Source organism: Paraplanobispora siamensis, assembly GCF_016863175.1.
Taxonomy (GTDB): domain Bacteria; phylum Actinomycetota; class Actinomycetes; order Streptosporangiales; family Streptosporangiaceae; genus Planobispora; species Planobispora siamensis.
Map to the genome: position 1 here is coordinate 37,911 of NZ_BOOJ01000030.1, position 23,244 is coordinate 61,154.

Consider the following 23,244-nt stretch of genomic DNA (forward strand, 5'->3'; position numbering starts at 1 on the left):
CCAGGAGAATGCATGCGGTTCGCGCGTTCGAGACGATGGTCGCTGTCCCTGCTGCTCGCCGGAACCCTCGGCGCGCTGTCCCCGCTCGGCCCGCCGGTGGCCCGGGCCGCACCCGCCGATCCGGCTCCCTACCTGGTGGGACGCGGCATCTCCGACGTCACGGGAGAGGTCGCCGAGGTCGGCATGATGGGCTACTCCAGCTTCGAGCAGAAGGCCACCGGGCTGCACCAGCGGCAGCGCTCGCGGGCCTTCGTCGTGGTGGACCGGGCCAGCGGCAGGCGGGTCGCGTACGTCAACGCCGACCTCGCCATGATCTTCCAGGCGGTCCGGCAGAAGGTGCTCGCCGAGCTGGCCCAGCGCTACGGGTCGCTGTACGGCGAGCAGAACGTGCTGCTGTCGGCCACGCACACGCACGCGGGCCCCGGCGGCTTCTCCCACCACCTGGCCTACAACCTGGCCAGCCTCGGCTTCCAGAAGGCCACCTTCGACGCGATCGTGGACGGCATCGTCGAGTCCGTCGCCGAGGCCCACGAGGACCTCAAGCCGGGCAGCATCACCATCGGCAGGGGCGAGCTGACCGATGCCAGCGTGAACCGGTCGCGGGCGGCCTTCGAGCGGAACCCCGCCCAGGACAGGGCCGCCTTCCCCGGCGCCATCGACCCGGCGATGACCGTCCTGCGCTTCCGGCAGGGCGACGCCGACGTGGGCGCGATCAGCTGGTTCGCCACCCACAACACGTCCATGACGAACACCAACACCCTGGTGGGCCCGGACAACAAGGGGTACGCGGCCTACGCCTGGGAGCACGACCACGAGGGCGTGCGCTATCTGGACCCGGCGCCGGGCTTCGTGGCTGCCTTCCCGAACACCAACGCCGGGGACATGTCGCCCAACCTGAACCTGCGACCGGGTTCGGGGCCGACGGAGAACGAGGTCGACAACACCCGGATCATCGGCGAGCGCCAGTTCACCAGGGCCAAGCAGGTCTACGACGCCGCCACGACGCCGGTCACCGGGAGCGTCGACTCCCGGATCCGGTACGTCGACATGGAGAACGTGACCGTCGAGGGACGCTACACCCCCGACGGGAAGGAGCACCGTACCTGCACCGCCATGGTCGGCGCCTCCACCCTGGCCGGGAGCGTCGAGGACGGACCGGCCATCCCCGGCTTCCGCGAGGGCATGACGGGCCCGATCGGCAGGCTCCTGGAGCGCTTCGAGGTCCCCGCCTCCGCCTCGCTGCTGGCCTGCCAGGCGCCCAAGGCGAACCTGGTGCCGACCGGCCTGATCACCGAACCGGTGCGGGCGACCCCGAACATCCTGCCGCTGCAGATCGTCAAGATCGGCCAGTTCTACCTGGCGGCCGGGCCCGCGGAGTACACCATCGTCTCCGGGCTGCGGATCCGGCGCACGATCGCCCAGGAGCTGGGCGTGCCGACGGAGAACGTGCTGATGCAGGGCTACGCCAACGCCTACAGCCAGTACGTGACGACACCGGAGGAGTACGGCCTGCAGCAGTACGAGGGCGGCTCGACGCTGTACGGCCCCTACACCCTGCCCGCCCAGCAGCAGGAGTTCGCCAGGCTCGCGGCGTCCCTGCGCGACGGCGTCCCGGCCGCCCCCGGGCCGGTCCCGCCCGACCTGTCGTCGCGGCAGTTCACCCTGCAGACGGGTGTGGTCCTCGACAGCCCGATGCCCTCCACCTCCTTCGGCGACGTGCTGGTCCAGCCGGCGGCCTCCTACCGGCGCGGGGAGACCGTGACGGTGGAGTTCGTCACCGGCCACCCGAAGAACAACCTGCGCCGCAACGGCACCTACCTGGAGGTGCAGCGCCTGGTGGACGGCCAGTGGCGGCGCCACCTGGACGACGGGGACTGGGAGACCCGATATCGCTGGACCCGCGTCAACGGGGTGACGGGCACCTCCAAGGCCACCGTCACCTGGGACGTCGAGCCGGACACCCCGGCCGGGACCTACCGGGTGGTCCACTCCGGGGACCGGAAGCGCCTGCTCGGACCGGTCACGCCGTTCACCGGCGCCTCCCGGCCCTTCACGGTGTCGTGAGCCGCCCGTCCAGCCGGCCGGACAGCTCCGCCCGGGAGGAGACGCCGAGCTTGGGGAACGCCTTGTACAGGTGATAGCCCACGGTGCGCGGGCTGAGGAACAGCCGGGCGGCGATGTCGCGGTTGGAGGCGCCGGTCGCCGCCATGGCCACGATCCGCCGCTCCTGCTGGGTGAGCACGCTGAGCGGGTCGCCGTCCCGGCGCGGAGCGGCGGGCACGTCCCCGGTGGCGCGCAGCTCCGCGCGGGCCCGCTCGGCCCACAGCTCCGCACCGAGCCGGTCGAAGATCTCAAGTGCGGCGCGCAGCTGGGTCCGGGCGTCCGCACGACGCCTGGCCCGGCGCAGCCACTCGCCGTAGACGAGCCGCGTGCGGGCGTGCTGGTACGGCTGCCCGCCTCCGCCGTGCCCGCTGACGGCCCGTGCGAACTCAACCCCGCCGTGCCCGGGCGCGGCGCCCGTGGAGTGCTCCTCGGCCTTGGCATGCGCGTGGACGGCCATCGCGAAGTGCTCTTCCTCGTCCTCGGCCAGGGCGCGGCAACGCAGGGCGATCGCGTCGGACTCCGGCCGCCGCACGTGCCGCGCCCATTCGAGGTAGCGCTCCAGCGGCTCCCGCGCGCGGTCCGGATGACCGGCCCGGACGGCGGCCTCGACCTGGTCGGGGGCGAACTGGACGGCGGCGGTGAAGGCCCGCTCCGGTGAGACGCCCTCCAGGTGGGCCAACGCCTCCTGCGCCCGGCCGAGGCTCAGTTCGAGCAGGCCCAGCGCCCAGGCGCCGGTGGCCGAGGCGAGGGCGAGCCCGTGGGGCCCGGCGTAGCGCAGGCCCTCCTCGGCGGCCTCCCGGCATCCCCGTTCGTCCCCCCGGTGGGCCAGCAGCCAGGCCAGGACGCAGGTGAGGTGGGCGACCCGGTGGTCCTGGCGCAGCTCCGCGGCCAGGCCCAGCGCCTCGTCCAGCTCGGACCTGGCCTCGCCGTACTCTCCCTGGCCGACCCTGGCCACCAGGCGGTCCTGGGCGGCGAGGGTCAGCCAGGCGACCATCCCGCGCTCCCTGCAGTCCTCGATCACTCGCGCGGCCAGCCTCTCGCACAGGTCGGGACGGCCGAGGGGCACGCCCAGCGAGGCGGCCATGAGCAGCCCCGGGACCCCCAGCTCCGCGGTCTCGTACCCCTCCGCCAGCGTGGTCATGAGCGGCACCGCCGCGGCCACGTCCCCGGCGACGAACCTGGCCAGCCCCAGCGTCCCGGTCAGCAGCGGCGCCCTGAACCACGGGACCGCCCCCGGCGCTCCGGCCCCCGCGTCCGCCCCTGCTCCCGCAGCCGCTCCGGACCCCGCCGGCCCCGCGTGTTCCGCGAGCGCGTGCCCCATGAGCCTGGAGAGCTCGGCCTCCGCCTCCGCGGCCAGCCCGGTCTCGCCCGAGAACCAGGCGCATCGGATGGCCTCCACCCACAGGTAGGCCGCCCGCTCCGGGCCACCGGTCACCGGCCGCCCGGGATGCCCGGCCGCCCGCCGGGCGCCGTCGGCGATGATCCGGCCCGCCGCGGCCGGGGTGCCCCGCTCGAACTCCAGGTGGGCGCGGGCCTGGGTCAGATGCGCGATCGTCGCGGGGTCGTCGAGGTCGCCGGACACCTCGGCGGCCAGCGCGTTCGCGCGCCGCATCAGCCCCGCGTCACCGGCCGCCACCGCGGCGGCGGCCAGGCGGGCCGAGCGCCTGGCCGGGTCGGGGGTGAGCTCGGCCGCGCGCTCGTAGGCGGCGGCGACGGCGGCGTGGCCGGTGCGGGTGCGCGCCCGCTCGGCGGCCCGCTCCAGCTCGGCCGCCACCTCCTCGTCGGGCGCCGCCGTGGCGGCGGCCAGGTGCCAGGCCCGCCGGTCGGCGTCCTCCTCGCCGTCGAGGGCCCGCGCCAGCGCGCGGTGCGCGGCCAGCCGCCGGGCCAGCGGCGCGTTCCGGTAGGCGGCCGCCCGGATCAGCGGGTGGCGGAAGGCCGCCCCCGCGTCGTCGACCGTGATCAGGCGGGCCCGCTCGGCCGGCTCCAGGTCGGCGGGCGAGACGCCCGCGCGCACCAGCCCGCCCAGCGTGCCCCGGCCGTCGGCCGCCAGGACCAGCAGCGCCTCCTGCGCCGGCTCGGGGAGGGAGCGGATCCGCGCCTCGAAGGCCTCCTGCACCCGGCCGGTCACCGGGATCACCTCGACGGGGTTCAACCGGCCCGCGCGCTGCCCGGCGGTGAGGGCGGCCGGCAGCTCGATGAGGGCCAGCGGGTTGCCCTGCGCCTCCTCGATGATCCGCTCCCGCACGTCGGGGGACATGTCCGGGGAGAGCAGACCGGCGGCGGCCGTACGGTCCAGGCCGTGCAGGTGCAGTTCGGGCAGGCCCGCGGCGGGCAGTCCCTCGCGGGCCGCGAAGATCAGGACGACGCCCTCGGCCTCCAGCCGGCGGGCCGCGAACAGCAGGGTGTCGAGCGAGGCCCGGTCGAGCCACTGGGCGTCGTCGACCAGGCAGAGCAGGGATCCGTCCCCGGCCAGCTCGGCCAGCATGCTCAGCGTGGCCAGCCCGACGAGGAAGCGGTTCTCCGGCGCCGCGGCGCCGAGCCCGAGCGCGCCCCGCAGCGCCGCCGCCTGGGCCGGCGGAAGCGCGTCGATCCGGTCGAGGCCGGAGCGCAGCAGCAGGTGCAGCGCGGCGAAGGGGAGTTCGGCCTCCGGCTCGACGCCGGTCCCGCGGAGCACCCGGAAGCCCTCGGCGCGTTCGTGCGCGTAGTCCAGGAGCGCCGACTTGCCGATGCCCGCCTGACCCCGTACGACCAGAACCCCGCTGGTGCCCGCCCGGGCCGCCGCCAGCAGCCGGTCGATCTCCGCCTGTTCTCCGGCCCGCCCCCGCAACATGGTCCGGAATCTACCTAATCGGGGTCACCCGACCAATGACGTCTACCGTCATGATGACTGATTCGGTCCCGAGCCGATCTCCGTAACGTCGTGAGTGCAGGAACACGATGAAAGGAAACAGCTCATGACCGCCATCGCGAGCACCACCGCCACCGCCGCCCGCACCGCCCCGCTGCTGCGCCTGGCCCTGCGGCTGGACGCGGTGGCCTCCGGCGCCAACGGCCTCCTCTACGTCGCCGCCGCCGCGCTGTTCGGCGAGATGTTCGGCCTCCCGGCCGCCTTCCTCTATCCGGCCGGGGCGTTCCTCGTCGCCTTCGCCGCCGCCCTGTTCGCGCTGTCGTCGCGGCCGGTGATCTCCAGGGCCGCCGCGGGCGGCGTGATCGCCGTCAACGCCCTCTGGGTGGTGGCCAGCGTCGAGGTCCTCGTCGCCGGCTGGTTCCCGCTGACCGGCCTGGGCACGGCCCTGGTGATCGCCCAGGCCGTAGCGGTCGCGGCCTTCGCCGGCCTGCAGTTCGCCGGGCTCCGCCGGTCCTCCTGAAGGCGGCTCCCCGGCCGGGACCGTGAAACGCCCCCGGCCGGGGCCCCGGTCGGAGTCCGGAAAACCGTACGGACCGGCCTGCGCGGCTCAGCTGCGCAGGCCGGTCTCGCGCAGGAAGGTCAGCACGGCCGTGACGCGCCGGTGGACCAGGGGCTCGGCGGTGAGGCCGAGCTTGGCGAAGATGGCGTTGACGTGTTTCTCCACGGACGACTCCGACAGGGCCAGCTCGGCGGCGATGCCCGCGTTGCCGCGGCCCTGGGCCATCTCCCGCAGGACGTCGAGCTCGCGGGCGGTGAGCAGGGTCAGGGGTGACTCGCGCAGCCTGACGCGGCGGGCGACGAGCGCCTCGACCACCTGGGGGTCGATGACCGATCCGCCGCGGGTCACCTCGCGCAGCGCCTCCAGCAGCCGGTTGAGGTCGCCGATGCGGTCCTTGAGCAGGTAGGCCAGCCCGGCGGTGCCGTCGCGGAACAGCTCGAAGGCGTAGGACTCGTCGACGTACTGCGACAGGATGACCACGCCGATCTCCGGATGGCCCGCCTTGATGGCGTGGGCGGCGTCGATGCCCTCCATCGCCCGGCCGTTCCGGTCGGCCCCGGCGGGCGCGTGGGCGGCCCCGCCGGCCGGGCCGCCGTTCGGGACGGCGGCCGGGTCGTGGGCGGGCAGGCCCGCCGGGACCCCGCCGACCGGCATGCGGATGTCGGTCAGCACGGCCTCGGGGCGCATCCGCCGTACCGCGTCGAGCAGCTCGGGGGCGGAGCCGACCGCGGCCTGGACGACGACCTCGCCGGAGTCCTCCAGCAGGCGCCGCGCGCCCTCCCGGACGAGATAGTTGTCCTCGGCCATGACGATCCGCAGCGGTTCAGGCATCCTCGTCCTCCAGTCGGGGCAGGGGAATCTCCATGCACAGTTCGGTGCCCCTGCCCTCGGCGCTGTGCACCCGCAGGGTCCCGCCGGCGATGTCCAGCCGGTCGGCGAGCCCGGTCAGGCCCAGCCCGCGGGAGGCCGCCGGGTCGAACCCCCGGCCGTCGTCCCGCACCGCCAGCACCAGCCGGTGGTCGAACCGGCGGAGCGAGACCTCCACCCGGCTCGCCTCCGCGTGCTTGACCGTGTTGGACAGGGCCTCGGCCAGCGCGTACCAGGCGGTGGCCTCGATGTGGGAGGGGAAGCGCGCGCCGCGCAGCGCCGGATCGGCCCTGACCTCCATCAGCACGGGCAGGCGGGCGGCCTGGGCCTCGACCGCCTCCAGCAGCCCCTGGTCGCTGAGGACCGGAGGGTGGATCGTGTACGCGAACTCGCGCAGGTCGTTCAGGAGCGTGCCCAGGTCCCGGTGGAGGTCGGCCAGGTCCTGCTCGGCCCGCGCGTCGCCGCGCCGCAGCCGCTGCCGTACCAGTCCCAGTTTGGCGGTCAGGGCCACCACCTCCTGCTGCACGCCGTCGTGCAGGTCGCGCTGGATGCGGCGGCGTTCGGCGTCCTGGCCCTGGGAGACCCGCTCACGGGAGGCGGCCAGCTCGGCCGCCTGCCGCCGGATCAGCCGCAGCTGCGCGGACAGCTCGGCGGTGAGGTGGATGGTGCGCAGGGCGGAGGCCGCCTGACCGGCGAGATAGCCCAGCAGGCGGCGGTCCTCCTCCAGCAGCGGGCCGTCCCTCCGGGGGCCGCACTCGATGCCGCCCAGCACCGTCTCGCCGTAGGTGATGGGGACCACCAGCACCGGGTCCGCCCGTTCACCGGCGCCGGGCTCCTGCGCGTCCCCGGCCTGGGCGACGTCCGGGTCGAGCCGTACCCGGGCCCAGGTCAGGTTCAGCCCCCGGCGCACGGTCTCGGCCAGTTCCCGCAGCAGCCCGGCCGGGCCCGGCGCCCTCTCCAGCGCCGTGCCGAACCGGCTGAGCAGCCGGTAGCCGTCGAGCCTGGCGCCGAAGACCCACCGGTCGGCGAGCCGTTCCAGCCGCCCGCGCACCGGCTGGAGCAGGAGGATCACGCCGATCGCCAGCAGCACGGCGGTGGCGGCCGGCAGGTACCGGGCGGCCAGGGTGCCCAGGCCGGCGGCGACGCCGACGCAGACCAGGGTGATCAGCGACCACAGCAGGCGGTAGACGAGCGTGCGCCGCGCGGGGCGGTCGATGCCGAAGACCCCCTCGTGGAACAGCGCCACGAGCATCACGCCGAGCATGATGATCATCGTCATCGGCCAGCTGACGGCGTCGACCACCGCGTGCGCGAGCGAGTCCTCCCCGGCGAGCCAGACGACGAGGAGCTCCGGGATCCAGAAGACGGCCGCGGCGGCGCTGCCGAACAGCAGCCATCTGATCTTGCGGCGCTGGTCGAACGGCGCCCTCCGGTAGCGCGCGCCCAGCAGCAGGAAGCTGATCATGATCCACAGAGGGAAGCCCTGGTACAGCACGACGGTGACGGGCCCCAGGGCGGCCAGCGCCTCGACGAAGAGGGGACTGCGGAAGACCGGATACGTGCCGGGGTACATCCCCAGCGCCAGGGTGCGGGCGGACAGCGCGTTGAGCAACGGGACCAGCACGACCAGGGCCGTCATGGTCAACATGACGAACCGTTCGAACGGGCGCTCCGCGCGGCCCACCGGGAAGAGCCCGATGAACCCGATCCCGGCCAGCACGCTGACCAGGCCCGCCCACTGCCGGACCAGCGCCACGGCCCACGCGGCCGGCCAGTCGGCGATGAGGACCAGCACCAGGTCGCCCAGGAACACCTCGATGGCGAACGCGGCCCCGCTGACGAGCAGCCACCGCACCACCAGGTTGTCGGGCCGGCGCAGGAAGGCCACCAGGCCCACGGCGTACATGGGCAACGGCCCCACCAGGATCCAGCCGGCCAGGGACGGGTGGCCCCGGCCCGTGGCCAGGGCGAGTGCGACGGCCAGCACGATCGCGCACCCGCCGACTGCCGCGAGCACCGTGCAGAGAGCGCGCATGCGCCCATTGTGCGCGCGGCGGTCCGGTCCTGCCAGGAGGCCCGCCTGGGGTCCGCCTGGAGGAAAACCCCACCCCGCTCGGAGGGCTCACCAGGTTAAACACCCGCCTCCCGCTTCCTAGCGTCGGTCATGGAAAGCGAGAAACCGGAGGCACTCATGACCGGCACCTCAACGGCACGGCCGGCCCGGCCCTCGTTCGCGCGCCAGGCGTACGTCGTCCTGTGCGTGCTCCTGCTGGGCGCGGTCGTGATCCAGTTCTATTTCGCCGCGTTCGGCGTCTTCACCACGCCGGAGAACGACTCGCAGTTCATCATGCACCGCATCAACGGCTCGGGCGCCATCCCGCTCCTGGTCATCCTGGCGACGATCACGGCCGCGATCGCGAAGGCCCCCGGCCGCCTGATCGGGTTCACCCTCCTGCCCCTGGGCCTCATCGTCCTGCAGATCGTCTGGTTCCTGCTGGCGGCCGTCACCGGGTCGTCCGAGGAGCAGACGAACGTCGTCGGCCAGGCCATCCTCGGCCTGCACGCGGTCAACGGGCTCGTGATCCTGTGGGTCTGCATCCTGCTGGTACGGCGGGCGCGGGCGCTCGCGGAGACGGGCCTCGCCCCGGCGCCCGCCGAGGTCTCCGGGGCCTCCGGGGCCCCCGTGGAGCCGTCCCCGGACGGAGCTGAAGCGTCCTCGGACGGGTCTGAGACGTCCCCGGACAGGGCTGGAGCGTTCCCGGACGGGTCTGAGGCGTCCCGGGTCGTCCCGCTCCCGGAGCGCGTCCAGGCCGCCGCGGACCCTCCGCAGACCTCCCCGGACCAGCGATGATCCGCACCCTTCTCGCCCTGGACCTGGCCCTGACCGTCCTGGTCGCCGGGCTCTGGCTGGGCGCGGGCATCACCGTGGCCGTCCGGCGGGAGGGGGCCGGACGGCGCGGTGTGCTCGTCGGGGCGGCCCTGACCGGCCTCGCCGTCCTCGCGACGGCGGGGCGGGTCGCGGTCGTGGCGGCCCTGGCCGCCGAGGGCTGGTGGTTCGCGCAGGAGAAGGCGGTGCTGGCGCTGCCGCTGGTGGTCCTCCCGGCCCTGGTGGCGGTGCCGCTCACCGTTCCCTTCCTGGTCGCGGCGGTGCGGGGGCACGCCGCACGACCGGCGGGAACGGCGGTACGGGAACACGCGACGGTGACGGCGCGGCACGTCCCGCCGTCACCGTCGCCGGCCGTGCGGACCGCCCTGCTCACCACCGGGTACGGCGCGGCGGCGGGCATCGTCGTCGCCCTGGTCGTGGGCTACCCGGCGACCCCGGTCTCCGGGATCGTCCTGGTGACCCTCGTGGCGGCGGCCTCGGGGATCACCCGGCTGACGGTCGGCGGGCACGGCCGGCCCGTCGCGGTGGGGGCGCTCGGGCTGGTCTGCGTGCTCGCGGTGGCGATCCCCGCGGGTGCCGCCTGGTTGCGCACCTCCGACCTCGAAAGCGGCCACGCGCACGGTGCCCACGGGGAGGGTGCCCACGGGGACGGCGCCCACGGGGACGGCGCGCAGCCGGGCGGTGTCCACCCGGACGGCGGCACGCACCCGGACGGCGTGTCCGTGGCCGGGCTGCGCACGCCCTCCGACGCCGCGGGGCCGGTCCGGCGCTTCACCCTCACCGCCCGCCAGGAGCGGGTCACGCTCCCCTCCGGACGGACCCTGGACGCCTGGACCTTCGGCTCCCTGCCCGGCCCGGCCCTGACCGCCGCGGAGGGCGACCTGGTGGAGGTCCGGCTGCGCAACACCGACGTCGCCGACGGGGTGAGCCTGCACTGGCACGGATACGACGTGCCCAACGGCGAGGACGGGGTGGCCGGCGTGACGCAGGACGCCGTCATGCCCGGCGGCGCCTTCACCTACCGCTTCCGTGCCGACGTCCCGGGGACCTACTGGTACCACAGCCACCAGAACCCGGCCGAGGCCGTACCGCGGGGACTGTTCGGCACGCTCGTCGTCCTCCCCCGCCCGCCCGCGGCGGACGCGGCGGACGGCGCCGCCGGTCTCGACCTCACCCTGCCCGTGCACACCTTCGCCGGCGCCACGACGCTCGGCGCCACCGACCTGGCCGGCACGCGCGAGACCCCCGCGGGGACCCCGGTCCGCCTCCGGCTGGTGAACACCGACTCGGTCCCGCACCGGTTGTCACTGGACGGCACCCCGTTCCGGGTGGTGGCGATCGACGGCCGCGACCTGGCCGGGCCGTCCGAGGTGTCCGGCGTGGTGCTCAGGGTGCCCGCCGGGTCCCGCTACGACCTCGCCTTCGCGATGCCCGGCCGGCCGGTGCGGCTCTCCGTCGCGGGAGCCCCGCGGACGGGCCTGACCCTGCTGCCGCCCGGCATGGCCCCGCCCGCCTCACCGGGCACCGCCGCCCCCGCACCCGGTACGGCCCCGCCCGCCTCATCCGGTGTCGCGTCCGGCGACGCCCCGGTGTTCGATCCGCTCGCCTACGGCACCCCCGCCCCGCCGCCGGAGGAGTTCGGCCCGCTCGACTACGGCGCGCCCGTTCCGGCCGGGGCGTTCGACCGCGACTACACGATGGTGCTCGACCGCCAGTTCAGGTTCGTCGGCGGCGTGCCGCAGTACGCCCACACCGTCGACGGCGAGGTCTTCCCGCACGTGCCGCCGCTGCGGGTGCGCGAGGGCGAGCTGGTCCGCCTCACCGTGGTCAACCGGGGGGCCGACACCCACCCCATGCATCCGCACGGCCACCACGTGCTCGTCCTGTCCCGTGACGGGAAGCCGCCGGAGGGCGGCCCGCTGTGGCTGGACACCTTCGACGTACAGCCCGGCGAGGTGTGGCAGGTCGCGCTGCGCGCCGACAACCCCGGCCTCTGGCTCGCCCACTGCCACGACCTCGCCCACGCCGTGGCGGGCATGGTGCTGCACTTCGCCTACGACGGCGTCGGCACGTCATTCGGCGTCGGCGGCACGGCCGGCAACCGCCCCGAATGACGGCCAGCCGTCGCGCATGTGGTGCACGTAGAAGTTCACCACCTGCTCCCTGACCGGGGCGCTCAGGTACAGGGCCACCCGGGGGTCGTCGGCCGACTCGGTGAAGGAGAACGCCCCGTCGGCCTTGATCTTCCACAGAGGCACCTTCAGCCGGTGCGACAGGACGTAGGACAGCCAGTAGTCGTCGACCAGCGCGAACTCGTAGCGCTCCAGGTCGAACTCCAGGGCCCTGCGCAGGACGTGCCGGGGCAGCAGGCAGTTGTCGGCGTGCATGTAGTGCACCGGGCGGTCGTCGTCGTGCTCGTCGTAGAAGTCGATGCCGTCCATCGACTCCCAGGCCGACTCGGGGTTCTCCTCGTCCAGGACCTGCGGGCGGAACACGTTCCCCCGGGCGCACACGACGGCGTCGGGGCCGTACCTGTGGTAGGCCTCCAGGAACCGCGAGACGTATCCCCGCTCGGGCAGGACGTCGTCGTCGCAGACGAGCAGCAGGCCGCTGCGCATCAGGCTAACCGCCGCCAGCCTGACGATGCAGTAGTAGTTCTCACTCGAATGGACGACCTTGACGTCCAGGGCGCCGCCGAGCCCGTCGCACGCGGCCTGCACCTCGGGGGCGGCCGAGGCGTCGTTGTTCCAGACGATGACCTCGAACCTGGCCGCGCAGTCCTGCGCGGCCAGGCGCGACAGAAGTTCCGGCAGGCCGCCGGCCCGCCGGTAGGAGCAGATCAGGACGGTCAGGTCGAAGTCCCGGAACTCCGTGCGCGCGGCGCGCGGCACGGGCAGGCTCCGGTAGATCGCGGTGTTCTGCATCGCCGTCAGGAACTCCGGGATGCCGGCCGGACCCGGCCGGCAGCGCAGATGGCACACGGCGGAGGCGATGGCGTCGAGGTCCTGGAGCTTGGCGGCGGCCTCGCCGAGGTCGCCGTAGTAGAGCGGGTAGCCCTCGCCGAGATACTCGCGGACCCCGCCCACCGGGTTGACCAGCACCGGCGTCCCGCGTGCCATGCACTCGACGATCGTGGTGTTCGCCCCGGCGTCGGCCAGGGACAGGAAGACCACGCTCTCGGCGAGCAGGCGGTCGTACTCGTCGTCGGGGACCCGGTCGAGCACCCGCACCGGCTGGTCCCCCCGCCCGGCCAGCTCCGCGGGATCGACGTCCGGGCAGCGCAGCAGCGTCTTGTCGTACCCGGGCGCGGACAGCTCCCAGAAGTCGGGGAAGTTCCGCAGGTACTCCCCGACGAACAGCAGGCTCCGGGGAACGCCCTCCTCGAACCTCCGGAAGGAGAACTCCCGCGGCGCCGCGGCGACCGGATAGCGCAGCACCGAGACCGGGACCCCCACGCCCGCCTCCCGCAGGTAGTCCCGCTGGTACTCCGACAGCGTCCACAGGCCCAGGCACCGGCGCACGCTCGCCTTCCAGGTGTCCATCCGCAGCAGCCGTTCGAGGTCGGGGAAGGCCCGGTGGTGGCGGGGGGCCTCGTGGACGAACCCGACCCACGGCTCACGGATCACCTCGCCGGAGGCCATCGTCTCCTCCACCGCGGTGAGGATCCGCACCCCGCCGGGCACGCACAGGTCGCGGCCGATCGCGCCGACCACGTCCTTCCAGCCGCCGCGGTGGTGCTCCCAGCTCACCGGACGCTCCAGGCGGAGCTTGGGCCGGTGCCGCAGGTACGACGTGAGCTGCCCGGCCGCCCCCGTCTCCGTCTCCGTCCCCGCCTCCGGGTACGGCGTGAGCCGCTCGGTCATCTGCGTCCCCCGATCAGCGGCCGGTCGTCCGGGAGCAGGGCGGCCTCGCGGATCCGCCGGGCGATCTCGCGCACCTGGTCTCGGCGGAGCCCGGCGTAGGACGGCAGGTAGAACCCGTGGTCCGCCAGGCGGGACGAGACCGGGAACTCCTCGTCGGAACCCGCCCGGCCCATGAACGGCTGACGGTGGACGGCCTCGAAGAACCGGCGCGTCCCGACGCCCCCGGCGCGCAGCTCGGCCTGCAGGCGGTGCCGCGACACCGGGAACCCCTCCTCCACCTCGATCCCGAAGACCCAGTACGCGTGCTGCGTGCCCGGCCGTACGACGGGGAGACCGAGACCCGGCACGCCGGCCAGCTCCCGGCGGTACCACCCGCCGATCTCGGTCTTCGCGCGCACCGCCCGGTCGAGGTGGGCCAGCTGCGCGAGCCCCAGGCCCGCCTGCAGGCCCGACATCCGGTAGTTGTAGCCCATCTCGCGGTGGACGAAGCGGTCCTCCTCACCGGCGCCGAAGCACATGTCGCGCTTCCACCGGGCGCGCTCGCACAGGTCGCCCTCGTCGGTGACGAGCATTCCCCCCTCCCCGGTCGTGATGGTCTTGTTGGCGTAGAAGCTGAAGCAGCCGACGCGGCCCAGCGTGCCCGCCCGGCGCCCGCCGTACGTCGCCCCGAGGGCCTCGGCGGCGTCCTCGATCAGAGACAGCCCGAAGCAGTCGCAGAGCGCCTTGATCCGGTCCATGTCGGCCGGTTGGCCGTAGGTGTGGGTGACGATGACGGCCCGGGTGCGCTCGGTGATCCTCTCCTCCAGGCGGCCCGGATCCAGGTTCCACGTCTCGTCGACGTCGGCCGGGACGGGGACGGCGCCCGTCTGCATGACCGCGAACACCGGCGCGGCCATGCACAGGCCGGGCACGATGACCTCGTCCCCGGCCCTGATCCGCAGCGCGTTCAGCGCGAGGTGCAGCGCCGTGGTGCCGCTGCTGGCCGCCACCGCGTGGCGCGCGCCGACGGCCGCGGCGAACCCCTCCTCGAAGTCGCGCACCACGGGAGCGCGGGAGGACAACCACCCCCGCCTGACCAGATCGGCGACCCTGTCGGCCTCGTCCCCCCACATGTGGGGACGGGCCACCGGGATCTCCGGCTCGTCCTCCGGCGAGCACGGCTCCCGCGTTTCCTCCTCCCACCGCTGCGGCTCGGGCGGATACGGCCTCCACATGTCGCTTCGCATGTCACTGCCCCCGTGTGTCCCCGTGACCGCCGCCGGGCGGCTCAGTCCGTCCCGGTCCCGGCCACCCCCGCGAGCTCGCGGGCGTCCGCGGCCGTCTCTCCGTAGCCCGTCTCCTCCCGGCCCGGCTCCTCCCAGCTCCACCGCCCGCCGTTGGCCTCGAACCACTCCACCGTCCTGCGCATGCCCTCCTCGACGCCGACCCGCGGGGTCCAGCCCGTGAGCCGGCGGAGCAGGCGGTTGTCGCAGCGGAAGCGGTCGATGTCGCGGCGCCGGTAGCGGCGTTCGTCGACCTCGATCACGAGGTCCTCGACGCGCATGATCCGGGCCAGCAGCCGGGTCAGCCACTCGACCTCGTACTCGGTGTCCGATCCCACGTTCACGACCTCGCCGTCCGCGGCGGCGGACTCCATGAGGCGCACGAGCGCCCGGGCGGTGTCGTGGACGTAGGTCAAATCCCGGCGGGCCCGGGTGTTGCCCAGGCGCACCCGGGGCCCGCGGCTCAGCTGGGAGACGATCTCCGGGATCACGTACGGATGGCTCTCCCGGGGTCCGTAGCAGTTGAACAGCCTGGCGATCACGACCGGCAGGCCGTGTTCGAGGGCGAAGGTGTGGCACAGCCGGTCGGCGGCCATCTTGGTGACCGCGTAGGTGTTCACCGGGTTCAGCGGGGCCGACTCGTCGACCCGGGGCATGCGGCACTCGCCGTACACCTCGGTCGAGGACAGATAGAGCAGCCGCCGCACGTTCACTTCCCGCGCCGCGCGGAGCACGCTCAGCGTGCCCTGAATGTTGATCTCGGCGAAGCGTCCGGGAAGCCGGTAGCACGTGGGGACGAAGGTGTCGCCGGCGCAGCAGAAGACGTATTCCACCGAATGGTCGGCCAATATCCCCGTGAGGGATTCCGTGTCGCGGGTGTCCCCCCGCACGCAGACCACCCCGGATATCCCGGAGAGGTTCTCCGGCCGCCCGTGCAGGTAATTGTCGTAGCTGACCACGAACGCCCCGTGCCCGGCGAGCTCACGCACCAGGGCGGATCCCACGAACCCCGCCCCGCCGGCGACCAGGACCGCCCGGTCACGCAGCCGGTGCATCTCACTTGCCGAGTTCCGTCAGGACCTCCCGGGCCTTGGCCCGGAGGATCTCCCTCACCTCGTTCGAGAAGAGGATCTCGCTGCGCACGTTCGCCCTCAGGACGTCGAGCTCCTCGCTGGTCAGCCTCGCCGCGTCCTTGACGGGCAGGAGCTGGGAGATGAGGAAGTCGTCGAACGATTCGAGGAACGCCGGTCTGGTCATTTCGTCCTCCTGTGCGTCTCGCCCCGTCACGGGGCCACCCGCACATCGGGACAGGGCCGCCGTACGGCGCGCGCGGGTGCAGAGTGCGGACGGACACCCCGGACACGGGGCGTGGAAAAGATGTGCCGGGCCGTTCCGGACCGGGCGCCGGAGCCTTTTCGTCGTCACGTTCTCCACGTTTATGAGAACGGAAAGGCCTCATTCGAGGATGGCTACCTCCGAAGGCGCCTGTCAACGGCTCAGGAAGAGGACGATAATCCCCTTTTCCGGGTTTTTACGGCAATCGGGGACGTCACGGAAAAGCGGAGCCCCGCCCGGGTCCCACGTCCCCGGGCGGGGCTCCGGCGCGGACGGCGCCGCGCGAAGGCCGGCGGGCCGGGTCAGGCGCGCGGGCCCGGGGCCCGGCGGAAGGCGAAGGGCTGGCTCTCCCGTCCCGGGATGACGAACCAGCACTCGCCGGTGCCCTCGCTGTCCAGAAGCCGGAAGAAGGTGTCCACGACCTCGGAGACCTCCAGGATCGGGAACCCGATCTGCTCCAGCAGCGCCTTGCCCTCGCCCAGGATCGCCGTGTCGGCGAACGACGGGCACAGTCCCTGGACCTTGACCCCCAGCGGTGCGAGGTCCTGGGCCAGCGAGCGCACGAACCCGACGACGGCGTGCTTGTTGGCGGCGTAGATGGGGTCGGACGGGATGCCGACGATGCCCGCCATGCTGGCGGTCGCCACGATCGTCCCGCCGCCCGCGGCCCGTAGCGCCGGGATCGCGGCGTGCGCGCCGAACACGACGCCGTCGAGGTTGACGCCCATCGCCAGGCGGTAGCGCTCGATGTCGAAGTCCTCCAGCAGGCCGCAGCCCGAGGAGATGCCGGCGTTGAGGAAGGCCAGGTCGAGCCGGCCGTACCGCTCGACGGCGGTGGCGACCGCGGCCTTGTTGTCCTCCAGGCGCGACACGTCGCAGTGCACGAAGACCGCGCCGATCTCGTCGGCGACCTCCTTGCCCGCCGCGTCGTCGACGTCGGCGAGGACGAGCCTGGCCCCGCCCGCGGCCAGCCGCCGGGCCACCGCGGCGCCGATGCCGTTGCCGCCCCCGGTGACCAGCGCGACCCGGCCCTCCAGCTGATCGCTCCGTACGGTGGAGGACTCCTGCGCGGGCGCGCCCGCGCCCACCCCGCTGAGCAGTCCCGCGCCCTCTCCGGCGAACCTGTCTCCCATCCGGCTCACAGCGGCAGCCCTCCCGTGGCGGCGTTGGTCGAACCCGTGGCCTGGTAGGCCGCGATCGTGCGCTCGGCGATGCGCATCTGGTGGATCTCGTCGGCCCCGTCCGCGAAGCGGGCCCAGCGGGCGTGCTGGAACATGTGGGCCAGCGGGGTGTCGGTGGAGTAACCCAGGGCGCCGTGCACCTGGATCGCCCGGTCCACGATCCGGTTGAGGCTGTTGGCCACGAAGTGCTTGGCCATCGAGACCTCTGTGCGGAAGTCCTCACCCTTGTCGATCTTCGAGGCGGCGTGCAGCACCATGAGCTTGCACTGGTACAGCTCCATGGCCGAGTCGGCGATCAGCCACTGGATGCCCTGCTTGTCGGCCAGCAGCGAGCCGTGGCTGTAGCGGTTGAGCGCCCGGTCCACCATCATGTCGAGCGCCGTCTCGGCCTGGGAGATCCAGCGCATGCAGTGCGCCAGCCGGGCCGGGCCCAGGCGGTACTGGCCCAGCCGGTGGCCGTTGCCGCGCCCGCCCAGGATCTGGCTGTCGGGCACCCGCAGGTCGGTGATGACGATCTCGCTGTGGCCGGTCGAGCCGTGCATCGTCTCGACCTCGCGGACGTCGTTCCAGCCCTCCTGCGGCAGGTCGACGAGGAAGGCGGTGTTGGCGCCGCGGGAGCCCTCGGGCACGTCGAACTCGGTCTTGGCGATCAGGATGGCGAAGCTCGCGCGGCGGGCGTTGGAGATGAACCACTTGTGGCCGTTGATGACCCACTCGTCGCCGTCCTTGACGGCGTTCGTGCGGATGAGCGTGGGGTCGGAGCCGGCGACCTCGGGCTCGGTCATGGCGAAGCACGACATCTTCACGCCCTGGAGCAGCGGCCTGAGGTACTTCTCCTTCTGCTCGTCGGTCCCCCAGTGCAGCAGCGTGTGCATGTTGCCCTCGTCGGGGGCCGCGCAGTTGAGGATCCACGGTCCCAGCCGGGTCTTGGCGGCCTCGGACTGGACCATGGCCAGCTCGACGTGGCCCAGCCCCATGCCGCCCCACTCCTTGGGCATGTGCGGCAGCCACAGCCCCTCGGCCTGCGCCTTGCCGCGCAGTTCCAGGATGGCGTGGATGTACTCCTGCCGGCTGGTGACCTTCCCCTCGTCGTCGAATTCCTTGACGGCCGGGATGACGGTCTCCTGGATGAAGGCCCGGACGCGGCGGCGGATCTCTTCGTGCTCGGGGGCGAGGGTGAAGTCGATGGCCATGGGAACCCCTTCAGGACGGCCCGCGGGCGAACGGTCACTGCATTCCTACCGTACCGACCGGTCGGTTCGCCAGGGAGCCGGGAAGTCCGTGCTCCCGCGGTGGCCGCCCCTCAGGTCAGGGAGGCGCACAGGCGGGGTACGGCGACGCCGATCGGCTCGTTGATCACCTCGTCCGCCATGTGGTCGTACGGCGTCGGCTCACCGTTGACGATCACCAGCCGGGCACCGGCCTCGGCCGCGACCCGCGCCAGCGACGCGGCGGGCTGCACCTGCAGGGAGGTGCCGACGGCCAGGAACACCTCGCACTCCCCCGCCAGCTTGATCGCCTGCAGCAGGACGTGCCGGTCGAGGGCCTGGCCGAACATCACCGTGGTGGTCTTCAGGATGCCGCCGCACTCCCGGCAGGCCGGGTCGTCCTCCCCCGCCAGGATCCGGTCGATCGCCTCGCGGGTCGTCGAGCGGGCCCCGCACGCCGTGCACATCGCGCCGAACATGTTGCCGTGCAGCTCCAGCACCCGCTCCGGCGGCGAGCCCGCCCTCTGGTGCAGGCCGTCGACGTTCTGGGTGACGATCCAGGCGTCCGGCAGGGCGGCCAGCGCCCGGTGCGCCGCGTTCGGCTCGGCCTCCCAGGCGGGGCTGTCGCGGCGGAACAGCCACGACCGGCGCCGGATGTCCGGGTCGGCCATGTAGTAGTCGTAGGTGACGAGCTTCTCGTAGTCGGGATCCGTGACCCACAGCCCCTTCGGTCCGCGGTAGTCCGGGATCCCGGATTCGGTGGAGATTCCCGCCCCCGTCAACACCGTCACCGTCATGCGGGGGATGGTATCCAGCGTTCCCCGCGGCGCGCGGGGAACTGAAGGACGAACCCGGTCATATCGGCGTGTCGAGCCCTACGCCCCGTTGCTTCGGGCTCCGGCCGGTGTCTCAGACTCCGGCCAGGGAGGAGGCCCTGGCGACCAGGATCCGCACCGCGTCCCCGAACCCGGCGAACGCCGGGTTGGTGGTCTGGCCGGCCCGGTAGCGGAACCAGATCTGCTGGGCGATCACCGCCAGCCGGAACAGCCCGAACACCTCGTAGAACTCCCACCGGCCCATGGGCAGGCCGGTCCGCGCCAGATAGCGCGCCACGAACTGCTCGCGCGTCGGCATCCCGGGCAGGTGGGTGGGCTGGCGGCGCAGCAGGCCGTACAGCTCGTCGTCGTCCGCGGTGATCCAGTAGGCCATGGCCGAGCCCAGCTCCATCAGCGGGTCGCCGACGGTGGCCATCTCCCAGTCGAGGACGCCCACCACCCGCGGGGTCCCGTCCAGGTCCAGGACCAGGTTGTCGAGCTTCCAGTCGTTGTGGATCAGCCGGGTCGCGACGTCGTCGGGCCGGTGCTCCTCCAGCCACGCCATCACGGCCTCGCCGTCCGGCACGTCGTCGGTCAGCGCGCCCCGGTAGCGGCGCGACCAGCCCTCGACCTGCCGCCGCACGTACCCCGGCCCCTTGCCGAGGTCGCCGAGGCCGGCCGCCTCCGGATCCACGGCGTGCAGGTCGGCCAGGGTGTCGACCACGGTGTGGCCCAGGGCCCGCGCCCGCTCCGGGTCGAGCGTGACCCCCGCCGGGAGCTCGCGGCGCAGGATCGTCCCCTCGACGCGCTCCATCACGTAGAACTCGCCGCCCAGCACCGCCGGGTCGTCGCAGAAGGCCAGCATCTCCGGGACCGCGCCGAAGTGCGGCCGCAGCTGCCGCTGCACCGTGAACTCGCGCCGCATGTCGTGGGCGGAGGCGGCCTTGTGGCCGTGCGGCGGGCGGCGCATGATCAGGTCGCGCGCGCCGTACCGGAGCAGGTAGGTCAGGTTCGACACCCCGCCGCCGAACTGCCGCACCTGCGGCGGCCCGTCCAGGCCCGGCAGCCTGGCCGACAGCCAGGCGTGCAGCGCGGCCACGTCGAACGCGTCCTCCCGGCGGACCTCGCCGGCCTCCTCACGGGCGGGGGAGGCGCTCATGCGATCTCCTGCGGGACACCGGGGGCGATGGGCACGGGAAACTCCTTCGTCGAGGGCGGTGACAACATACCAAACGGTCGGTACGCTCACGGAACAGCTCCTCGTCACGTGAGACGCCGGTGAAGCGGCCGGCCGCGGCCCGGTGGGAGGGACGTCACATGCCCCAGGTCAACACCGTCCGCGGTCCCGTCGACACCGCCGACCTCGGCCGCACCTACATGCACGAGCACGTGTTCGTGCTCACCCCCGACGTGCAGCAGAACCACCCGGAGGAGTGGGGCGACGAGGACAAGCGCGTCGCCGACGCGGTCGGCAAGCTGCAGGCGCTGGCGGCCCAGGGCGTGCGCACGATCGTCGATCCGACCGTCATCGGCCTGGGCAGGTACATCCCGCGCATCAAGCGCATCGCCGAGCAGGTCCCCGAGCTCAACATCGTCGTCGCGACCGGCTGCTACACCTACGGCGACGTCCCGTTCTTCTTCCACTACCGGGGCCCGGCGCTCAACGCCGCGCTCGGCACGGAGCTGCCCGACCCGATGGTCGACATGTTCGTCGGGGACATCGAGGACGGCATCGCCGGGACCGGGGTGCGGGCGAGCTTCCTCAAGTGCGCCATCGACCACCCCGGCATGACCGGCGGCGTGGAGCGGGTGATGCGGGCGGTGGCCAAGGCCCACCGCCGGACCGGGGTGCCCATCACGGTGCACACGCACCCGGGCAGCCGTACCGGCCTGGAGGTCAAGCGGGTGCTCTGCGACGAGGAGGGCGTCGACCCGCGCCGCGTCGTGCTCGGGCACAGCGGCGACACCACCGACGCCGACCACCTCACCGAGCTGGCCGAGGCCGGGTTCATCCTCGGCATGGACCGCTTCGGCATCAACCTCGACACCACCTTCGAGGCGCGCGCCGACATCGTCGTCGAGATGTGCCGGCGCGGCTTCGCCGGGCAGATGGTGCTCTCGCAGGACGCCTCCTGCTACATCGACTGGATCGACCCGAACGTCCTGGCCTTCCTGCCGCAGTGGCACTATCTGCACATCGGCCAGGAGGTGCTGCCCTACCTGCGCGAGCACGGCGTCACCGAGGAGCAGATCACCACGATGCTCGTCGACGTCCCCCGCCGCTACTTCAGCGTCACCGACCCCTACTGATCGTCCGCCCGCCATGTCCGGATCGTCCGCTGTGTCCCGCTCGCCCGTCGTGTCCGCAGTCGTGGGCGAGTCGCGATAGCGGCACGGCGGCGTAAATCCTCTCCAACGACCTGCGTGTCCCGGGCGTTCGCCGGGGAGCAGAGATGAGGATTCTCATGGTCCGCATCGGCCCGCACGCCGTGGATCCCGTCTCTCCGTGACCGGCACGGGCCCTCTCCGGCGTGACGCGCACAACAGCGCGCGCGTACCCGGGCGAGGACACCTGTGCGTCCTCCCGTCACCGAGGTGACGGCCATGAGAACAAGACAGGCAGTGAGTTGTTCAGGAGGACTTCAATGATCAAGCGCGGCAAGCCGACCAAGAACGGGCAGGTCAAGCTCACCTTCATCGTTCCGGCCGACCGGGCCCCCGGCGGGATCTCCCTTGTCGGCGACTTCAACGGCTGGAACCCCTACGCTCACCCGATGCAGCGCAAGAACGACGGCACCTACCAGGTGACCGTCAGCGTCCCCGCGGACAAGGGCGTCTGCTTCCGCTACCTCGCCGACGGCGGCGTGTGGTTCGACGACGCCGACGCCGACCGCCACGACCACCACGGCGGCTACCTCGACGCGATCGAGATCCGGATCCCGCAGCCGGAGGCCGCCAGGAAGCCCGCCGTCGTGCGGGCCGGGGAGCCGGCGAAGGAGCCCGTGAAGGTTCCGGCCAAGACTCCCGCCAAGACCCCCGCGAAGACTTCCGTCGCGCGGGTCCCGGCCAAGAAGCCGCTGGCCCCGCCCGCTCCCGCCCCGGCGCCCGTCCCCGCGTAACCCGAAGCCCGCCGTCCCCCGGCCGGGTGCGTGATCACTCATGAAGTCTTTACCGGACACGGAGATGAATCCGCAGACCAGCCGGGGACAAGCTGCGCGTATCGTCAGTTAGCTGGGGAGACGCGATGAGCCGTCTTAGCGTGGGCAGGGCCGGCGTGGCCGTCGTCGCGGCGGGCACCCTCGTGACCGGGTGCATGCCGTGGGACGACGAGCCCGAGGACAAGGGGGTCACGGCCGCGGCCAAGGCGTCGGCCGCCGCGGTCCAGAAGGCGGCCGCCACCAAGGCCAGAACGGAGAAGGCCGCCAAGGCCAAGGCGAACGAGCTGGGCCAGATCCCGGTCCTCATGTACCACCGGGTGGTCGACAAGCCCACCAACATGGACGACCGCACCCCCAAGCAGTTCCGCACGGAGCTGGAGCGCCTGGCGAAGGACGGCTACGTCCCGATCACCGCGGCCGAGTACGTCACCGGGCGCATCGACATCCCGGAGGGGCGTCACGCGGTCGTCCTCACCTTCGACGACGCCTCGCCGTCGCAGCTGACCCTGGACGGGACGGGCACGCCCGCGCCGAACACCGCCGTCGCCATCCTGGCCGACGTCGCCAAGCGCAACCCCGGCTTCCGCCCGGTGGCCACCTTCTACGTGACGCGCGACATGTTCGGCAAGGCCACGCCGGAGGAGCAGACGCAGATGCTGGCGTGGCTCCACGACAACGGCTACGACATCGGCAACCACACCAAGAACCACGAGAACCTGCTGGGCAAGCCGAAGAAGCAGGTGACCGCGGAGATCTCCGCGGGGCACCGGCTCATCACGGATCTGATCGAGGCCGCCCCGGTGACGCTGGCCCTGCCGTACGGCAACCAGCCCAGCACCAAGGAATGGGGCCTGAAGGGCCGCTCAGGGGACGTCTCCTACAACTACGGCGGAGTCTTCCGCGCCGGGTACACGCCCGCGCCGTCGCCGTTCAGCAAGGACTTCGACCCGGTGGGCATCCCGCGCATCCGGGCGATGGACAAGAAGGGCAGCGAGTGCTCCCGGTTCTGCTCCACCGCCTGGCTCGACTGGCTGGAGAAGAACGCCGACGAGCGCTACACCTCCGACGGCGACGTCGAGACGGTCGCCTTCCCGAAGTTCAAGAAGCCCTTCCTGACCAAGGGCTTCACCGCCCGTGCCGTCGCCTACTAGCCCGCCC

18 protein-coding genes are annotated in these 23,244 nt (G+C 72.9%); 7 read left to right on the forward strand and 11 right to left on the reverse strand.

Features of this window, described 5'->3' with window-relative positions:
* The first annotated feature begins 12 nt into the window (after window positions 1–12).
* Complete coding sequence (locus tag Psi01_RS17655; protein WP_204065125.1) at window positions 13–2,064, forward strand: neutral/alkaline ceramidase; 2,052 nt, start codon at window positions 13–15, stop codon at window positions 2,062–2,064.
* On the opposite strand, the gene Psi01_RS17660 is transcribed toward Psi01_RS17655, so the two are convergent.
* Window positions 2,051–4,933: a helix-turn-helix transcriptional regulator gene (locus Psi01_RS17660; protein ID WP_204065126.1), complete on the reverse strand. Its 2,883-nt coding sequence runs from the start codon at window positions 4,931–4,933 to the stop codon at window positions 2,051–2,053. The genes Psi01_RS17655 and Psi01_RS17660 overlap by 14 nt on opposite strands.
* 124 nt (window positions 4,934–5,057) lie before the next feature.
* On the opposite strand from Psi01_RS17660, the gene Psi01_RS17665 reads away from it, so the two are divergent.
* Complete coding sequence (locus tag Psi01_RS17665; RefSeq protein WP_204065127.1) at window positions 5,058–5,471, forward strand: hypothetical protein; 414 nt, start codon at window positions 5,058–5,060, stop codon at window positions 5,469–5,471.
* 87 nt (window positions 5,472–5,558) lie between these two features.
* Here Psi01_RS17665 and Psi01_RS17670 read toward each other — a convergent pair whose 3' ends face one another.
* Together Psi01_RS17670 and Psi01_RS17675 are read right to left on the reverse strand one after the other, a co-directional pair.
* Window positions 5,559–6,341: a response regulator transcription factor gene (locus Psi01_RS17670; protein ID WP_204065128.1), complete on the reverse strand. Its 783-nt coding sequence runs from the start codon at window positions 6,339–6,341 to the stop codon at window positions 5,559–5,561.
* Window positions 6,334–8,412 (reverse strand): GAF domain-containing sensor histidine kinase, encoded by a 2,079-nt coding sequence (locus Psi01_RS17675; protein WP_204065129.1) that lies wholly within the window; start codon window positions 8,410–8,412, stop codon window positions 6,334–6,336. The genes Psi01_RS17670 and Psi01_RS17675 overlap by 8 nt, the downstream gene beginning before the upstream one ends.
* A gap of 156 nt (window positions 8,413–8,568) precedes the next feature.
* Between Psi01_RS17675 and Psi01_RS17680 the strand changes: the two genes are divergently transcribed.
* Window positions 8,569–9,228: a DUF6220 domain-containing protein gene (locus tag Psi01_RS17680; protein ID WP_204065130.1), complete on the forward strand. Its 660-nt coding sequence runs from the start codon at window positions 8,569–8,571 to the stop codon at window positions 9,226–9,228.
* Window positions 9,225–11,378 carry a multicopper oxidase family protein gene (locus Psi01_RS17685; protein ID WP_204065131.1) on the forward strand — a complete coding sequence of 718 codons (2,154 nt, stop codon included), beginning with the start codon at window positions 9,225–9,227 and terminating at the stop codon, window positions 11,376–11,378. The genes Psi01_RS17680 and Psi01_RS17685 overlap by 4 nt, the downstream gene beginning before the upstream one ends.
* Here Psi01_RS17685 and Psi01_RS17690 read toward each other — a convergent pair.
* The 8 genes from Psi01_RS17690 to Psi01_RS17725 all read right to left on the reverse strand — a co-directional run bounded on the left by Psi01_RS17690 (window position 11,337) and on the right by Psi01_RS17725 (window position 20,087).
* Entirely contained in the window at window positions 11,337–13,127 is a 1,791-nt protein-coding gene (locus Psi01_RS17690; RefSeq protein WP_204065132.1) for a glycosyltransferase, read from the reverse strand. The genes Psi01_RS17685 and Psi01_RS17690 overlap by 42 nt on opposite strands.
* Entirely contained in the window at window positions 13,124–14,353 is a 1,230-nt protein-coding gene (locus Psi01_RS17695; protein WP_204065133.1) for a DegT/DnrJ/EryC1/StrS family aminotransferase, read from the reverse strand. The genes Psi01_RS17690 and Psi01_RS17695 overlap by 4 nt, the downstream gene beginning before the upstream one ends.
* Before the next feature lie 41 nt (window positions 14,354–14,394).
* The gene (locus Psi01_RS17700) at window positions 14,395–15,444 is read right to left on the reverse strand and encodes an NAD-dependent epimerase/dehydratase family protein (protein ID WP_204065134.1); all 1,050 of its coding nucleotides are present in this window, start codon (window positions 15,442–15,444) and stop codon (window positions 14,395–14,397) included.
* A gap of 1 nt (window position 15,445) precedes the next feature.
* Entirely contained in the window at window positions 15,446–15,646 is a 201-nt protein-coding gene (locus tag Psi01_RS17705) for a hypothetical protein (RefSeq protein ID WP_204065135.1), read from the reverse strand.
* A gap of 380 nt (window positions 15,647–16,026) precedes the next feature.
* A complete protein-coding gene (locus tag Psi01_RS17710) occupies window positions 16,027–16,857 on the reverse strand; it encodes an SDR family oxidoreductase (RefSeq protein ID WP_204065325.1) in 831 nt (276 codons plus the stop codon).
* A 5-nt stretch (window positions 16,858–16,862) separates the two neighbouring features.
* Window positions 16,863–18,098 (reverse strand): acyl-CoA dehydrogenase family protein, encoded by a 1,236-nt coding sequence (locus Psi01_RS17715; RefSeq protein ID WP_204065136.1) that lies wholly within the window; start codon window positions 18,096–18,098, stop codon window positions 16,863–16,865.
* Between the two features lie 110 nt (window positions 18,099–18,208).
* The gene (locus tag Psi01_RS17720) at window positions 18,209–18,910 is read right to left on the reverse strand and encodes an SIR2 family NAD-dependent protein deacylase (protein WP_204065137.1); all 702 of its coding nucleotides are present in this window, start codon (window positions 18,908–18,910) and stop codon (window positions 18,209–18,211) included.
* Window positions 18,911–19,022: 112 nt separating this feature from the next.
* A complete protein-coding gene (locus tag Psi01_RS17725; protein ID WP_204065138.1) occupies window positions 19,023–20,087 on the reverse strand; it encodes a phosphotransferase family protein in 1,065 nt (354 codons plus the stop codon).
* 158 nt (window positions 20,088–20,245) lie between these two features.
* Here Psi01_RS17725 and Psi01_RS17730 point away from each other — a divergent pair, with 158 nt between their 5' ends.
* The 3 genes from Psi01_RS17730 (at window position 20,246) to Psi01_RS17740 (ending at window position 23,237) form a co-directional block, all read left to right on the forward strand.
* On the forward strand, window positions 20,246–21,238 hold the full coding sequence (locus Psi01_RS17730; RefSeq protein ID WP_204065139.1) for a phosphotriesterase family protein: 993 nt from the start codon (window positions 20,246–20,248) through the stop codon (window positions 21,236–21,238).
* A 335-nt stretch (window positions 21,239–21,573) separates the two neighbouring features.
* Window positions 21,574–22,047 carry an isoamylase early set domain-containing protein gene (locus Psi01_RS17735; RefSeq protein WP_204065140.1) on the forward strand — a complete coding sequence of 158 codons (474 nt, stop codon included), beginning with the start codon at window positions 21,574–21,576 and terminating at the stop codon, window positions 22,045–22,047.
* A gap of 125 nt (window positions 22,048–22,172) precedes the next feature.
* Window positions 22,173–23,237: a polysaccharide deacetylase family protein gene (locus Psi01_RS17740; protein ID WP_204065141.1), complete on the forward strand. Its 1,065-nt coding sequence runs from the start codon at window positions 22,173–22,175 to the stop codon at window positions 23,235–23,237.
* Window positions 23,238–23,244: the final 7 nt, after the last annotated feature.

Excerpts from the sequence above, each read along its gene's own strand:
- Psi01_RS17715 (WP_204065136.1), bottom strand. The coding sequence starts at position 18,098 with ATGGCCATCGACTTCACCCTCGCCCCCGAGCACGAAGAGATCCGCCGC.
- Psi01_RS17675 (WP_204065129.1), bottom strand. The coding sequence starts at position 8,412 with ATGCGCGCTCTCTGCACGGTGCTCGCGGCAGTCGGCGGGTGCGCGATC.
- Psi01_RS17720 (WP_204065137.1), bottom strand. The coding sequence starts at position 18,910 with ATGACGGTGACGGTGTTGACGGGGGCGGGAATCTCCACCGAATCCGGG.
- Psi01_RS17730 (WP_204065139.1), top strand. The coding sequence starts at position 20,246 with ATGCCCCAGGTCAACACCGTCCGCGGTCCCGTCGACACCGCCGACCTC.
- Psi01_RS17695 (WP_204065133.1), bottom strand. The coding sequence starts at position 14,353 with ATGCGAAGCGACATGTGGAGGCCGTATCCGCCCGAGCCGCAGCGGTGG.
- Psi01_RS17655 (WP_204065125.1), top strand. The coding sequence starts at position 13 with ATGCGGTTCGCGCGTTCGAGACGATGGTCGCTGTCCCTGCTGCTCGCC.
- Psi01_RS17705 (WP_204065135.1), bottom strand. The coding sequence starts at position 15,646 with ATGACCAGACCGGCGTTCCTCGAATCGTTCGACGACTTCCTCATCTCC.
- Psi01_RS17740 (WP_204065141.1), top strand. The coding sequence starts at position 22,173 with ATGAGCCGTCTTAGCGTGGGCAGGGCCGGCGTGGCCGTCGTCGCGGCG.
- Psi01_RS17660 (WP_204065126.1), bottom strand. The coding sequence starts at position 4,933 with ATGTTGCGGGGGCGGGCCGGAGAACAGGCGGAGATCGACCGGCTGCTG.
- Psi01_RS17735 (WP_204065140.1), top strand. The coding sequence starts at position 21,574 with ATGATCAAGCGCGGCAAGCCGACCAAGAACGGGCAGGTCAAGCTCACC.
- Psi01_RS17710 (WP_204065325.1), bottom strand. The coding sequence starts at position 16,857 with ATGGGAGACAGGTTCGCCGGAGAGGGCGCGGGACTGCTCAGCGGGGTG.
- Psi01_RS17700 (WP_204065134.1), bottom strand. The coding sequence starts at position 15,444 with ATGCACCGGCTGCGTGACCGGGCGGTCCTGGTCGCCGGCGGGGCGGGG.
- Psi01_RS17690 (WP_204065132.1), bottom strand. The coding sequence starts at position 13,127 with ATGACCGAGCGGCTCACGCCGTACCCGGAGGCGGGGACGGAGACGGAG.
- Psi01_RS17680 (WP_204065130.1), top strand. The coding sequence starts at position 8,569 with ATGACCGGCACCTCAACGGCACGGCCGGCCCGGCCCTCGTTCGCGCGC.
- Psi01_RS17665 (WP_204065127.1), top strand. The coding sequence starts at position 5,058 with ATGACCGCCATCGCGAGCACCACCGCCACCGCCGCCCGCACCGCCCCG.
- Psi01_RS17670 (WP_204065128.1), bottom strand. The coding sequence starts at position 6,341 with ATGCCTGAACCGCTGCGGATCGTCATGGCCGAGGACAACTATCTCGTC.
- Psi01_RS17725 (WP_204065138.1), bottom strand. The coding sequence starts at position 20,087 with ATGAGCGCCTCCCCCGCCCGTGAGGAGGCCGGCGAGGTCCGCCGGGAG.
- Psi01_RS17685 (WP_204065131.1), top strand. The coding sequence starts at position 9,225 with ATGATCCGCACCCTTCTCGCCCTGGACCTGGCCCTGACCGTCCTGGTC.